This is a genomic window from Nitrospirota bacterium (genome assembly GCA_040756155.1).
GTDB lineage: Bacteria > Nitrospirota > Thermodesulfovibrionia > JACRGW01 > JBFLZU01 > JBFLZU01.
In genome coordinates this window covers 32,686-46,667 of the sequence record JBFLZU010000029.1, presented here as the reverse complement: position 1 = coordinate 46,667, position 13,982 = coordinate 32,686, and the positions used below count along the sequence as shown (strand labels likewise).

At 41.2% G+C, this 13,982-nt stretch carries 17 protein-coding genes and 1 tRNA gene; 13 read left to right on the top strand and 5 right to left on the bottom strand.

The genetic code is table 11. The features are described from left to right. The 8 genes from AB1488_02705 to AB1488_02670 all read left to right on the top strand — a co-directional run. A partial coding sequence (locus AB1488_02705; GenBank protein MEW6409008.1) for an ATP synthase F0 subunit B occupies positions 1 to 345 on the top strand: 345 nt, incomplete at its 5' end. Beyond that, positions 342 to 920 carry a F0F1 ATP synthase subunit B gene (gene atpF / locus AB1488_02700; GenBank protein MEW6409007.1) on the top strand — a complete coding sequence of 193 codons (579 nt, stop codon included), beginning with the start codon at positions 342 to 344 and terminating at the stop codon, positions 918 to 920. The genes AB1488_02705 and atpF, both read left to right, overlap by 4 nt. Further along, on the top strand, positions 917 to 1,459 hold the full coding sequence (atpH, locus tag AB1488_02695; GenBank protein MEW6409006.1) for an ATP synthase F1 subunit delta: 543 nt from the start codon (positions 917 to 919) through the stop codon (positions 1,457 to 1,459). The genes atpF and atpH overlap by 4 nt, the downstream gene beginning before the upstream one ends. 13 nt (positions 1,460 to 1,472) lie before the next feature. Beyond that, complete coding sequence (gene atpA / locus AB1488_02690; GenBank protein MEW6409005.1) at positions 1,473 to 2,981, top strand: F0F1 ATP synthase subunit alpha; 1,509 nt, start codon at positions 1,473 to 1,475, stop codon at positions 2,979 to 2,981. 49 nt (positions 2,982 to 3,030) lie between these two features. Then, complete coding sequence (gene atpG, locus AB1488_02685) at positions 3,031 to 3,915, top strand: ATP synthase F1 subunit gamma (protein ID MEW6409004.1); 885 nt, start codon at positions 3,031 to 3,033, stop codon at positions 3,913 to 3,915. A gap of 91 nt (positions 3,916 to 4,006) precedes the next feature. Next, positions 4,007 to 5,434 carry a F0F1 ATP synthase subunit beta gene (gene atpD / locus AB1488_02680; GenBank protein ID MEW6409003.1) on the top strand — a complete coding sequence of 476 codons (1,428 nt, stop codon included), beginning with the start codon at positions 4,007 to 4,009 and terminating at the stop codon, positions 5,432 to 5,434. An 84-nt stretch (positions 5,435 to 5,518) separates the two neighbouring features. Beyond that, the gene (locus AB1488_02675) at positions 5,519 to 5,926 is read left to right on the top strand and encodes a F0F1 ATP synthase subunit epsilon (GenBank protein MEW6409002.1); all 408 of its coding nucleotides are present in this window, start codon (positions 5,519 to 5,521) and stop codon (positions 5,924 to 5,926) included. Between the two features lie 57 nt (positions 5,927 to 5,983). Continuing rightward, the gene (locus AB1488_02670; protein ID MEW6409001.1) at positions 5,984 to 6,760 is read left to right on the top strand and encodes a methyltransferase; all 777 of its coding nucleotides are present in this window, start codon (positions 5,984 to 5,986) and stop codon (positions 6,758 to 6,760) included. 210 nt (positions 6,761 to 6,970) lie between these two features. Here the strand turns inward: AB1488_02670 and AB1488_02665 are convergent, their stop codons facing one another. The 3 genes from AB1488_02665 to AB1488_02655 form a co-directional block, all read right to left on the bottom strand. After that, on the bottom strand, positions 6,971 to 7,180 hold the full coding sequence (locus AB1488_02665; GenBank protein ID MEW6409000.1) for a DUF1858 domain-containing protein: 210 nt from the start codon (positions 7,178 to 7,180) through the stop codon (positions 6,971 to 6,973). A 13-nt stretch (positions 7,181 to 7,193) separates the two neighbouring features. Then, positions 7,194 to 7,604, bottom strand: coding sequence for a cbb3-type cytochrome c oxidase subunit I (locus AB1488_02660; GenBank protein ID MEW6408999.1), 411 nt, complete (start codon positions 7,602 to 7,604; stop codon positions 7,194 to 7,196). A gap of 84 nt (positions 7,605 to 7,688) precedes the next feature. Next, complete coding sequence (locus AB1488_02655) at positions 7,689 to 7,907, bottom strand: NifU family protein (GenBank protein MEW6408998.1); 219 nt, start codon at positions 7,905 to 7,907, stop codon at positions 7,689 to 7,691. A gap of 173 nt (positions 7,908 to 8,080) precedes the next feature. Between AB1488_02655 and AB1488_02650 the strand changes: the two genes are divergently transcribed. The 5 genes from AB1488_02650 (at position 8,081) to clpX (ending at position 12,398) form a co-directional block, all read left to right on the top strand. Beyond that, positions 8,081 to 9,058 (top strand): bifunctional riboflavin kinase/FAD synthetase, encoded by a 978-nt coding sequence (locus AB1488_02650; GenBank protein MEW6408997.1) that lies wholly within the window; start codon positions 8,081 to 8,083, stop codon positions 9,056 to 9,058. Further along, positions 9,049 to 9,123, top strand: a tRNA-Val gene (locus tag AB1488_02645). The genes AB1488_02650 and AB1488_02645 overlap by 10 nt, the downstream gene beginning before the upstream one ends. Before the next feature lie 67 nt (positions 9,124 to 9,190). After that, positions 9,191 to 10,513, top strand: coding sequence for a trigger factor (gene tig / locus AB1488_02640; GenBank protein ID MEW6408996.1), 1,323 nt, complete (start codon positions 9,191 to 9,193; stop codon positions 10,511 to 10,513). A 24-nt stretch (positions 10,514 to 10,537) separates the two neighbouring features. Beyond that, a complete protein-coding gene (gene clpP / locus AB1488_02635) occupies positions 10,538 to 11,173 on the top strand; it encodes an ATP-dependent Clp endopeptidase proteolytic subunit ClpP (GenBank protein ID MEW6408995.1) in 636 nt (211 codons plus the stop codon). After that, entirely contained in the window at positions 11,154 to 12,398 is a 1,245-nt protein-coding gene (clpX, locus tag AB1488_02630; protein ID MEW6408994.1) for an ATP-dependent Clp protease ATP-binding subunit ClpX, read from the top strand. The genes clpP and clpX overlap by 20 nt, the downstream gene beginning before the upstream one ends. Here the strand turns inward: clpX and AB1488_02625 are convergent. Both AB1488_02625 and AB1488_02620 read right to left on the bottom strand, forming a co-directional pair. Continuing rightward, positions 12,390 to 13,493 (bottom strand): GAF domain-containing protein, encoded by a 1,104-nt coding sequence (locus AB1488_02625; GenBank protein MEW6408993.1) that lies wholly within the window; start codon positions 13,491 to 13,493, stop codon positions 12,390 to 12,392. The two genes, clpX and AB1488_02625, sit on opposite strands and share 9 nt — an antisense overlap. Next, positions 13,490 to 13,963, bottom strand: a complete 474-nt coding sequence (locus AB1488_02620; protein MEW6408992.1) for a DUF721 domain-containing protein — start codon at positions 13,961 to 13,963, stop codon at positions 13,490 to 13,492. The genes AB1488_02625 and AB1488_02620 overlap by 4 nt, the downstream gene beginning before the upstream one ends. Positions 13,964 to 13,982 lie beyond the last annotated feature (19 nt).

Genomic DNA, 13,982 nt, shown 5'->3' with positions numbered 1-13,982 from the left:
AAACCAATCCTCAGGATTATAAGGAAAAGGTCAGATGCTATCTCTATTGCCCTTGATGAGGCGAAGGCGCTCAGAGAAAAGAGTGAGAGACTCCTTGCCGAGTTTAACAGGGCTATAGCTGAGGCGAGAATGAGGTCAAAAGAGATATATCGGGATTTATTGAACCAGGGAATAGAAGAGCAGAGTAAAAGGATAGCGGCTTCAAGGAAGACTGCTGAATCGATGTTAGAAGATGCGATGACAAAGATCAATGAAGAGGCAGAGAAAGCAAGGGCAAAGCTTCGAGAAGATGTCTACATTATTTCAAATCAGATAGTAGAGAGGCTCGTGGGTAAGGAACTATGAATCCGAGTATTGTGTGTCGCACATCGAGCATCATATTCTTAATACTTCTTTTTGTAGTTGAAGTCTCTGCCTTTGCTGCTGGTGAAGTACATGAGGTTTCTTTAAAAGATTGGGTATGGAGAATAATCAATTTTGGAATACTTGTCTTTATTCTTGTGAAGTTTCTCGGTAAACCAGTAAAGGACTTTTTCAAAAAGAGGTCAGAGGGAATCGAAAAATCGCTTAAAGAAGCTGAAGAAGCAAAGACCCTTGCACTGAAGGCATTTCAACAAATTGAAGAAAAAATTAAAGTAAAGGATAAAGAGGTAGAAGAAATCCTCGCTGCATCAAGGCGTGCCGGAGAAAAGGAACGGGATAATCTTATAGAATTGGGCGACAAATTAAAACAAAGAATACTTGAGCAGGCAAGGATAAATATTGAATTTGAACTCAGACGTGCAAGAGAGGCTATAAAGGCAGAGGCGATTGAAATAGCCATGGAACTTGCAGAAAAGAGGATTAAAGATAAACTTACAGAAGAAGAACAGAGGAGACTCTTTGAAGAGTCTCTTAATAAGATAGAGGCGAAGAATTGAGACAGAAGAAAGAATCAAGAAAATACGCAAAGACCCTCCTCGATATAATTGGTATCGAAGATGCTCCTGTAGCAATTAAAGAACTCAATGCAATCAGTGACCTGATGACACGAAGCAAGGAATTTAAGGATTTGTTTTTAAGCCCCCTGTTTACCTCAGAGGAAAAAGAAAGGGTTCTCAGGCAGATTGCAACCAAGGGAAAACTTTCAGATAAAACAGTCAGATTCGCTCTATATCTTTCTGAATCAGGAGTTATAAATATGCTTCCCGAGATTCTCAGGATAGCAACAAGCCTCTATATGGAAAGGAAGCAAAGGATAAAAGCCGTTGTTATGACGCCGATTAAGATAGATAAAGATTATGAATCGAGGCTTAAAGAAGCACTGAAGGCGATGACAGATAGTAGGGAGGTAGATGTAGTGGTCGCCATCGAGCCATCCCTTCTTGGCGGTGTTCTTATTAAGGTAGGAAGTACGATGTATGATAGTAGTTTAAAAGGCCAGTTAAGGCTTTTGAAAGATGAACTTATAAAGGGGTGATGTTATGGAAATAATGGATATCAAGGTAGAGGAAATAAGTGAACTTTTAAGAAAACAGATAACAGATTTTGAGAAAAGGGTTGATGTCAGTGAGATTGGAGTTGTCACATACGTCGGTGATGGTGTTGCGAGGATATATGGGCTGGATAATGCGATGGCTTCTGAGCTACTGGAATTTCCGAATGATGTCGTCGGGATGGTTCTTAACCTCGAGGAAGATTCAGTTGGTGTAGTGCTTTTTGGGGAGGATAAGCTTATTAAAGAAGGTGACATAGTAAAACGTACTGGAAGAATCATGGAGACCACTGTTGGTGAGGCATTGATAGGCAGGGTAGTGGATGCCGTTGGTCGCCCAATAGATGGGAAGGGTCCCATACATGCTACAGAGACCAGACCTGTAGATGTTGTGGCACCTGGTATTGTAAGAAGGCAACCTGTTAAGGAGCCCCTACAGACAGGTATAAAGGCTATAGACTCTATGATTCCTATTGGAAGGGGACAGAGAGAACTTATCATAGGTGACCGTCAGACAGGAAAGTCTGCTATCCTTATCGATACGATTATAAATCAAAAAGGCGGAGATGTTATCTGTATCTATGTATTAGTCGGGCAGAGGAGACCTGTTGTTGTGCGAACAGTGAATATTCTTGAACAATACGGTGCTATGGATCATACAATAGTTGTTGCTGCAACAGCTAGTGACCCTGCCCCAATGCAGTATATAGCTCCCTATGTAGGGTGTGCAATGAGTGAGTATTTCCGGGACAAAGGTATGCATGCCCTTATCTGTTATGATGATCTTTCGAAACAGGCTCATGCATACAGGCAGCTCTCTTTGCTTCTCAGGCGTCCACCAGCCCGTGAGGCCTATCCCGGTGATGTATTCTACCTGCATTCGAGACTTCTTGAGAGGGCAGCAAAACTCTCTGATGAATACGGTGGTGGCTCACTTACAGCCCTTCCAGTGATCGAGACCCAGGCTGGAGACATCTCGGGTTATATACCGACAAATGTTATTTCAATTACAGATGGTCAGATATTCCTTGAGACAGAACTATTTTATGGTGGTGTTAGGCCAGCTATTAATGTTGGTCTTTCTGTTAGCCGTGTTGGAGGCGCAGCACAGATAAAGGCTATGAAACAGATTGCTGGAATGCTCAGACTCGACCTTGCACAGTACAGAGAACTCGCTGCATTTGCCCAGTTTGCCTCTGACCTTGATAAGGCAACTCTTGCCCAACTCGAGAGAGGCAGAAGAATGATTGAACTTCTGAAGCAAGATCAATATGTGCCCATGCCAGTAGATGAACAGATAATACTCATTTTTGCAGGGACACAGGGCTACCTCGATGACCTACCTGTTGAGTTAATAAGAGATTTCGAAGACGGATTCCTCAGGTATATAAAGACAGAAAAGCAGGATATAAAGAAAGAACTAATGGAAAAGAAAACGATAGATGATGAGCTTAAAGCAAAGATTACCGAGGCAATTACGAATTTTAAGAAGACATTTCAACCATGATAAGTGGGAGATAGGAAATGGGAAGTAAGACTTCTCAGAGTGAGGATAGATGCCGACTTTAAGGGATTTAAGAAAGAGAATAAAGGCCATCCAGAGCACTCAGAAGATTACGAGGGCAATGAAGATGGTGGCTGCTGCAAAGCTGAGGAAGGTCCAAGACAGGATGTTGGATTTCAGGCATTATGCCATAAAGATGGATTCAGCTCTTTCTGACCTTGCGAGGGTTGCAGAGAGGGAACGACACCCACTCTTTGCTGTTAGACCGAGAAAGACTGTAGGGGTTCTTGTGATGACTTCTGATAGAGGTCTCTGTGGAGCATTTAATACTAATATCCTGAGGGTTGCAACTCATTATATTGAATCTTTAAAGAAAGAGGGTTTTGAATTGAGTCTTAGTGTCATTGGGAAGAAGTCCCGCGATTACTTCCGCAGAAGGAACATACCAATAAGAAAATCCTGGGTTGGACTCTCTGGGAGGGTAACCTATGCGAATGCACAGGAGATTGCAAATGATTTGATAGAGAATTACATAAATGAGGACATAGATGAGGTTATTCTCATATACAATGAATTTAAGACGCTTCTTGCTCAGAAGCTTTCCATTGTGAGACTCCTTCCTATAAAAGAATTAGAGACCGATGAGACCAGTGCTGAACAGGTTACAATTGCTACGGATTTCCTTTATGAACCTTCTGCTGAGATACTATTTAAAAGCCTCTTACCAAAATATATCGAGATACAGGTTTACAGATCGCTCCTTGAGTCTTCGGCTGCTGAAGAGGCTGCAAGGATGAATGCAATGGAGAATGCCTCCAAAAACTGTGAGGACATCGTTGCAAAGATTACATTAATGGCGAATAAGGTAAGGCAGGCGAGTATCACAAAGGAACTAATGGATATTGTTGGTGGTGTGGAGGCACTGAAAGTGAAATAAAATGCAAAATGCAAAAATCAAAATGCAAAATTATGGAACTCCTTAATTTTGATTTTTAAATTTTAAATTTTGAATTTTAGTTGAGGGGGTTATAAATATGAATACAGGAAAGGTTTCACAGGTAATAGGTGTGGTAGTTGATGTAGAATTCGAGAAGGAGTTACCTGGGATTCTCGATGCCCTAACGATAGACGAACCCGGTGATCCTGCAAGGAGTATTCCGGAGATACACCTTACACTCGAGACAGTCGCTCATTTAGGTGACAATAAAGTGAGGTCTCTTGCAATGGGTTCAACGGATGGACTTGTAAGAGGCATGAAGGCGGTAGACACAGGTCAGCCAATAACAGTTCCTGTTGGCAAACCTGTCCTCGGAAGACTTATTAATGTCCTTGGGGAACCTATTGATGAGATGGGTTTTATAGAAGCTTCCGAGAGGTTGCCTATCCACAGACCTGCACCTGACTTTATAGAACAGATAGCAACAACAGAGCAATTTGAGACGGGGGTTAAAGTCTTTGACCTCCTTGTCCCCTTTGTCAGGGGTGGTAAGATGGGGATGTTTGGTGGAGCTGGTGTTGGTAAAACTGTCATCATCATGGAAATGATTCATAATATAGCCATGAAGCATGGTGGTGTCTCTGTCTTTGCTGGGGTTGGTGAGAGGACGAGGGAAGGCAATGACCTTTATCTTGAGATGAAGCATTCAGGAGTCCTTCCAAATGTTGCACTTATCTATGGTCAGATGAATGAGACTCCTGGAGTAAGGTCTCGGGTGGGACTTTCCGCCCTTACAGTAGCAGAATATTTCAGGGATCAGGGTCAGGATGTTCTCATATTTATAGATAACATCTTCAGATATACCCTTGCGGGAGCAGAGGTCTCTGCCCTTCTCGGAAGGATGCCTTCGGCAGTTGGTTATCAGCCAACACTGGGAACAGATATGGGTGCACTTCAGGAGAGGATCACCACCACCAAAAAAGGTTCTATTACATCCATGCAGGCTATATATGTCCCGGCAGATGACCTCACAGACCCTGCTATCGTGGCAGCCTTCACACATCTTGATGGGACCGTTGTTCTTTCAAGACAGATTGTTGAGCTTGGTATATATCCCGGTGTTGATCCTCTGGATTCTACATCAAGGATTCTTGATCCAAAGGTTCTCGGAGAAGAGCATTATTCTGTTGCAAGGCAGGTTCAGGCTATACTCCAGAGATACAAAGAGCTTCAGGACATTATAGCAATCCTCGGAGTAGAAGAGCTTTCAGAGGATGACAAGCTCATAGTTTCAAGGGCAAGAAAGCTTCAGAGATTCCTGAGTCAGCCCTTCCATGTAGCAGAGACCTTTACAGGAACTCCTGGAAGATATGTGAAGATCGAGGACACAATAAACGGTTTTAAGGCGATATTAGAAGGGAAGTATGATGATTTGCCTGAACAGGCATTCTATATGGTAGGGCCAATAGAAGAAGCCGAAGAAAAGGCTAAAAAGCTTGGATGGGGAAGACAGGTATAATTTAAATTCAAAATTAAAAATGAAAAATGCAAAATTGAGGAATTTTGAATTTTGCTTTTTGCAGTTTGATTTAGGAGAAATAAGGTGGGAAATAAGTTAAGACTTGAAATCGTTACTCCTTATGGTCTTGTTCTGAGCGATGAGGTTGATGAAGTTGTGTGTGCTGGAAGTGAGGGAGAGTTCGGTGTGTTGCCAGGACATACACCTTTTCTTACAACCCTCAAGATAGGAATGCTCATCTATAAAAAGGGAAATGAGACGGGTTATGTTTTTGTGAACCAGGGATATGCGGAGGTTAGACCTGATAAAGTTCTCATTCTTGCTGATAGCGCAGAGAGATCTGAGGATATAGATATTGAGAGGGCAATTGCAGCTAAGAAGCGTGCGGAAGAAAGACTGAAACAGATGGAAATGATTGATATTGCGAGAGCAACGGTAGCACTTCAACGTTCTACCGTAAGGCTTCATGTAGCAGAGAAAAAAGGACCTTAGAAGAACCCATTTTATAGAGGTACCCCAAAAATCAAAAGATTTTTTGGGGAGCCGTTAATGCACTGTGATGAAGAAACCCTTGATAGCATACTTGACCTGAAGATCTTTCAGCGAAAACACGGATACCGCTTTTCTGTCGATTCGCTAATCCTTCCATATTTTATCAATCTTAAGAGACTCATTACTGCTGTTGAGCTTGGTGCAGGTGTTTGTATAATCTCGATGATACTTGCAAGGAGATATCCTCATGCAAAGATATATGCGGTGGAAATACAGAAGACCCTCGTAGAGCTCGGAGAGAAAAATATCGAATTTAATAATCTTTCTAAACAGATAGAGATAATCCATGCAGACATAAAAGATCTTCATAGCATCCTGCCAGAGAAGTCATTTGAACTTGTATTATGTAATCCACCATACAGGAGACCAAAGACAGGGCTTATATCACCTGAGGACGAAAGGGCAATTGCAAGGCATGAACTTCTGATGAAGATAGACGATATACTTGATATCTCGAGGTATCTCCTAAGGGCAAAAGGAAGGCTCGCTCTAATATACCATCCTGCAAGACTGATTGAACTAATGGTGAAGATGAAACACTATGAGATTGAACCTAAAAGGATGAGATTTGTCCATTCAAAAGAAGGTGGTGTGGCTAAGATGGTGCTTGTTGAAGGAGTAAAGGAAGGAAAACAGGAGCTAAAGGTAATGCCACCACTATATGTATATAATAAGAATGGCGGTTATTCTGCAGAGATGAAAAGGATTTATGGTGTCCCTGATGCGGGGAATGCGCTCGCTATACATTTTGAAGCTTTCAGCTTCGAAATGTAAGGAGTTATCTTTGTTTCATATTCGCTCGCTAACCGCTCGCTATGCATTTTTAGTGTGCCCCATGTATGAGTATAGGCAGACAGCGAACACATACCCATTTTGTCATTCCCTGGTATTCGCAGACCAAAAGAACTATATTCTCACTGGTATTCTTACAGTTGAGGCATTCATGTTTTTCTTCCATCAACGATCTTCTCCATCAATTGCCAATTAATCCAGCTCGTTTATTTCCTTTACTATTACCTCTGGATCTATACCGTGCATCATTGCACCGAATTTGAGGTCTTCCATTTTCATTCCCGGACATGTGAAGCATCCCTGTCCAAAATACTTCTCAATTACCCTTACGGCAGAAGGCTTTTCCTTCAGGATGTCACCTATCACCATATCTTTTGTGATTACTGTCTTTGTATCTCCCATCACCTTTACCTCCTTATGCAGCTGGAGCTGCCTGGATTGTTTTGAATATATTATACACAAATAGATATACAGCGATAACTTCCAACAGCGCAAAAAATACGAGCGAAAACTGATAGACTGCTGATTGTGTGTGGTATAGAAATGCCCATGAAAATGACATCCCCACAAGACCTATATTTGAAAGCCAGAACTGAACTCTTGCCAGGGATGGACTGAAAAGTGGTTTTCCACTGAATCTTGGGAGTATGTGGTAGCCTACTCCGAAGATCATCATGCTCATCCACCCTATAAGGTTAAGATGAACATGGATACTCCTGTAGATTCCTGTCCATTCAGGCAACATCGCAATGAATAGCCCTATTGTGGCACCTATGACAAAATAGATCATGCTGGCTTTTATGAACCATACCGTTGTTTTATCCATTGCCCCCTCCCATCAAATCTGAATAAAGATATCTTATTTATTAATTGATTTCTATGATACATATCATAGGTTTCAGTATATCTTTTAAGCCGATTCTACACTTACCACTTCTGGAATCTCTTCTTTCAGTACCGCTTCTATGCCATTTTTTAATGTGATTATAGACATAGGACATGCACCACAGGCACCTGTTAACCTTACCTTTACAACCCCCTCTGCTACATCAACAAGTTCGACATCACCACCATGTGCCTGTATAGCAGGTCTTAACCTCTCCAATACTGCTTCTACCTTCTCTTTCATCTCCTTCTCCTTTCTCTTTTGTTATTAAGCCTAAATTACTCAAGGACTTAATATCATTAAAATAACATATCCTGAGAGTTATGGTATGATTTTTGTCATAATAATAGTTTATATCAATTACATTCTGCAAGAAAAATGTATGAAGTTTTAGAAGCGTTCTGATATAATATTATATGCTTTTGCTCAAGCTGGATAAACTCGATGAAAGATTTAAGAAGCCAATAATAACCATAGGGAACTTTGATGGTGTTCATATCGGACATCAGGTAATACTACGGAAGATTGTAGAGAAGGCAGGTGAGATTGGGGGGACATCAGTTGTTCTTACTTTTGAGCCTCATCCCTTGAAGGTGATCGCACCAGAAAAATCACCAAAACTCCTCACTACATTCAGTGAGAAGACGAGGCTTATCGAGGATATGGGTGTAGATGTGATTGTAACTGCCAGATTTACAAAAGAATTTGCCTCCATGCATCCTCTTGAGTTTGTTTCTGATATCCTTGTCGGGAAGATACATGTAAATGAAGTATGGGTTGGGCAGGATTATACCTTTGGTAAAAATAGATCAGGTGATGTAAGACATCTTGAGGAACTTAGCAAACAATTCAGTTTTTCGGTATATGTGGTTGGACCTGTTAGATTGGGTAATACTGTGGTAAGTAGTTCAAAGATAAGAAATTATCTCTTAAGTGGTAGGGTAAAAAATGCAAATGCACTCCTTGGACGCTATTATTCCATTCAGGGTATTGTAATAACGGGTAGTGATAGAGGGCAGAAGTTACTCGGTATACCAACAGCGAACCTGATGTCAGAGAATGAACTTATACCTGAAGATGGTGTCTATGCGGTATTTGTGGAGTTTGATGGACATTCATTTAAGGGTGTAGCAAATATAGGATGCAATCCTACATTTGGTGGGAAAAAACTCAGCATAGAGGTTCACATCTTAGCCTTTAAGGAAAATATTATTGGAAAGACTATCAGGGTAAAATTTCTCGATAGAATCCGTGATGAGATTGCCTTTAGCGATCCAGCGATGCTATCGGAGCAGATTAGAGATGATATTGAGCACGCAGAGGGTATCTTTGAATCTATGATTCCCTTGACAGTGGAGAGAAAGATTTCCTATCATATATTTACAGGCGCGTAGCTCAGGGGGAGAGCGCTTCCTTGACACGGAAGAGGTCGGCGGTTCGAGACCGCCCGTGCCTACCATCCTGTAAGATAAATTGACAGGAGTGAACCTGATATGTTATAAAATCAGGAAGCCTGTGGAGAAGAAATGCTATTAGATGTGGAAGAATTATCACCTGTAAAGAAAAAACTGAAGATTGAGATACCGATTGATATAATCGAAAGTGAAATTGAAGGTGCCTACCGTCAGTTGAATAAAAAGGCGAAAATCCCGGGGTTTAGACCTGGAAGGATACCACGGGTACTGCTTGAGCGTCAGTATAAAGATGATGTTGAGCATGAGGTAATAGAAAAACTTCTACCACAATATTACTTTGATGCTGTTAAAGACTCAGGGATAATTCCTGTTCAGAATCCAAGAATAGAGGGAGATATCAGGATAGAAAAGGGGCAGCCTATTACATTTACAGCAACGGTTGAGATAAAGCCATCTATAGAGGTCTCAAATTACGATGGTATAGAAATAGAAGGTAAGGAAGTGACCATCTCCGATGATGATGTTGAGAAAGCTATGGCTAATCTGAGAGAGTCGCATGCCTATCTCGAGAAAATAGCAGAAGACCACATGATTGAAAATGGCGATTTTGTTCTGATAGAACTTGAGGGGTCACTCGAGGGTAAACCTGTTGAAGTATTGAAGGCAAGAGACTACCTGCTTGAGATAGGTTCAAACACATTTATACCGGGTATCGAAGAAAAGCTTATATCTCACAGCGCAGGGGAGACTATAGATGTAAAAACAACATTTCCTGAGAACCATCCACATGCTGAACTAAAGGGTAAAGAGGTAGACCTCAATATTAAATTAAAAGAGATAAAGAAAAAAGTGTTACCTCCACTTGATAATGAGTTTGCAAAAGATCTGGGTTCTGAAACACTTGATAGCCTGAAAGAGCAGTTAAAGAATGAACTGACCGAAAGGATAAAAAAACAGATAGAAAGAGGATATAAAGAAAAGATAATCCAGAGACTCATAGACTCACATCCTTTTGAGGTGCCTCCTTCTATGGTTGATTCAGAGATATATGAAATGATTATAGAGAACAATAGACACCTCCTGCAAAAAGAAGGAGGGGCAGATGATTTTGTAAGGGAGGAGATTGAAAAACTAAGGAATGAATATACGCCACTTGCTATCAGAAGTGTGAAAGGGGCGTTGATACTCGAGGCGATAAGTAAAAAGGAAAACATTACAGTTGGCATAGAAGAGGTAGATGCAGAGATAGAAAGGATTAGCAGAGAGACAGGTCACCACCCTGATACAATCAGAAGAACGTATATATCGAGATACGGGAATCTTGAAGGCTTAAGGGAAACGATTCTTCAGCGAAAGACACTGGATATTCTACTCAGCAAAACGGTAATCAAGATCGTTGACCGTTCTCCGTTAGCTGTAGATAGTGAACAATAGGTAGTATAGAGAAGGGAGATTAAAGTGCCACTGATACCGATAGTAATCGAACAGACAGGAAGAACAGAGCGGGCATACGATATATATTCAAGGCTACTTAAAGATAGGATTGTCTTTATAGGAACACCGATAGACGATGCGGTAGCAAATACTGTTATTGCTCAGTTACTCTTTCTTCAGACAGAGGACCCTGATAAGGATATCAGCCTGTATATAAATACGCCGGGAGGTATTGTCTCATCAGGGCTCGCCATATATGATACAATCCAGTATGTAAAACCTGATGTTGCAACATACTGCGTAGGACTTGCAGCAAGCATGGGTGCACTACTACTTGCTTCAGGGACGAAGGGTAAAAGATATGCCCTGCCACATTCACGGATACTGATACATCAACCAATGGGAGGGTTTCAGGGACAGGCTACAGACATAGAAATACATGCAAGGGAAATACTCAGGATGAAAGAAATGCTTAATGTAATCCTTTCGAGTCATACAGGTCAACCTATAGAAAAGATACAGATAGATACAGACAGGGATTTTTTCATGTCACCTGAAGAAGCAAAGGCATACGGAATCGTAGATGAGGTCATAGCCTCAAAGGCCTTTTCGCCGAGACCGATAGTGGTAGGAGATAATCATGTCAAGGAAGTCGGGTGATTTTACATTGCTCAAATGTTCCTTCTGTGGTAAGAGCCAGAATGAGGTGAGAAAACTCATTGCGGGTCCCACTGTTTATATATGTAATGAATGTATAGAATTATGTAATGAGATTATCGCTGAGGAACTTACAGCGGAACTTCATAAACATCTTCCGAGACTACCGGCACCAAAGGAAATAAAACGGGTGCTTGATGAATATGTGATCGGACAGGAACGTGCAAAGAAGGTGCTTTCCGTTGCGGTTCATAACCACTACAAAAGGATAAATAGCCCCACAGATTTTGATATAGAGTTGCAGAAGAGTAACATCCTCCTGATAGGTCCTACAGGAACAGGAAAGACCTTGCTTGCACAGACACTTGCAAGGATACTTGATGTCCCGTTCACAATAGCGGATGCAACAACACTGACAGAGGCAGGGTATGTTGGAGAGGATGTAGAAAATATAATACTGAAACTCCTTCAGGCTGCAGATTACGATGTGGAGAGAACACAGCGTGGAATAGTCTATATAGACGAGATAGATAAGATAAGCCGTAAGACAGATAGCCCTTCGATTACAAGAGATGTGTCAGGGGAGGGCGTTCAACAGGCACTCCTCAAGATAATTGAAGGGACAATTGCGAGTGTTCCTCCACAAGGTGGGAGAAAGCATCCGCATCAGGAATATATCCCGGTGAATACAACAAATATACTGTTTATCTGTGGAGGTGCATTCGTAGGTCTTGAAAATATCATTGAAGAAAGGACAGGGAAAAAGACACTCGGATTTGGCTCAGAGGTAATGAGCCGCAAAGAGAGAAGGATTGGAGAGGTTCTCGCCATTGTTGAGCCAGCAGACCTGGTTAAGTATGGATTAATCCCTGAATTTGTCGGAAGAATGCCAGTAATAGCGACACTCGATGAACTTGATGAGGAGTCATTGATAAAGATACTCAAGGAACCGAAGAATGCCTTGACCAAACAGTATCAGAAACTATTCAATTTTGAAAATGTCAGGCTTCGATTTACCGATGGCGCACTCACCGCAATAGCAAAGAAGGCGATAAAGAGAAAAACAGGTGCAAGAGGGCTAAGGGCGATACTTGAAGAGGTAATGCTGGATTTGATGTATGAGATACCTTCTGAGAGAAGTGTAAAGGAGTGTATTATAAATGAAGATGTAATCACAAATGGTGAGAAGCCGATACTACTGTATAAACAGGAGGCGGAATCAGCCTGAGGATTTTTGCTGTTTTTCTAATTGTTTTTCAAGTTCTTTTATTTTCTTCTTTAATTCTGTCATCCTCAATTCTCTGCCTATCATAAATTTGTTTAGCTTTTCAACCTCGTCGAGATGTTTCCTCAGTTCTTCTTCTGCCTTCTTGCGTTTGGTAACATCGATCAGAAGCCCTTCAAATTGTATTGTCCTTCCCTCTAAATCTTTTACTGCCGTGGCATTTATTGACACATAGATGATTTCTCCATCCTTTCTTTTTAAAGGAACCTCAAAATCTTTTACATAACCCTTTTTTCTATACTCGTCTATAAGATGTTCTCTATCTTCAGGTTTAAAATATACATTCCCTGCAAGATCAAGCTGGTACATCTCATCTTCACTATTGTAGCCTAACATCTCAACCATGGCTTTATTCACAACAAGTAATCTTCCTTCCCGTGTGCTGATAAATATACCCTCTCTGACATTATTAAAGAGGTTTCGGAACCGCTCTTCAGATTCCTTCAATAACCTGTCAGTCTTCTGTCTTTCCAGTGCGATCGTAATTCCGTTAGCAATGGAGGTGAGGGTTTCAATATCTTCTTTTGAATACCCTTCTGACTTATTTGCTACGCCAATCATACCGATAGCTTTCTCTTTGCTTATTAACGGAACCCCTAAAAAACTATTTATGGGAGGATGCCACTCTGGAACCCCTATGCTCTCTGGATGGCTGGAAGGGTCATTTGTTAAAAGTGGCTGGGCATTCTTGAGTACCCATCCCCAGATGCCTGTAATCGACATATCAATAAGTATTGACCATGCCTTTTCTTTTTGAAGTTTACACTGCTCGGCTCCTAAATGGGTTATGATCTTGGTATCAAAATTTCCTCTGTCATTGAGTAAGCCGTAAAACCCGTATTTGCTTTTAGTTAAATTCAGAACCACATTTAATATCTGTTCCTCTATTTTCTCTGGTTCTTCGTCTTTTAGAATACTGTTTATGATTTCATTTATGGCAGATAGTTCCATTGTTTTTTTCAGAATCTTCTCCTCCGTCTGCTTCTGCTCGGTAATATCCTCTTCTGACTCTCTTCTCTTTGATGTATCCATTTTCATCTTTTTTCCCTACAACTCAATGCCTTGGTTATCATCTTTTTTGCACCCTCTTTGATTTCACGGTCATTAATCGCCGCCACCGCTTCTTCTACCTCTGCCATTTTTTCATCAGTGTCTGTAGTCGGTGTCTGTGAACTGTCACTGTGCACCGTCACTGTGCACTGGCTCTGTATCTTTACATCTCTGATGACAAAGCGTATATCCGATATCCGTGCTCCGTGCTCCATGCTCCATGCTCCGTTGACCTTCTCTATAAGGTCTTTTTTAAAGAAAGAGAGCTGTTGCATCCATATCGGGCTATCCACCGCAACATAGAGTATTCCCTGTCTCAACCTCTCTGGTGAAGAGTGAAGGGCGATAGTATCTCCTACGATCTGAACCCATGAATCAAAGAGCTTGCGTAACTGTAAGTTCGACTCCAAGCCAAAAGTCTTTATAATACATGATAATATAGAAGATATTCTCTGCATTTTTGAATTATTTATCAAT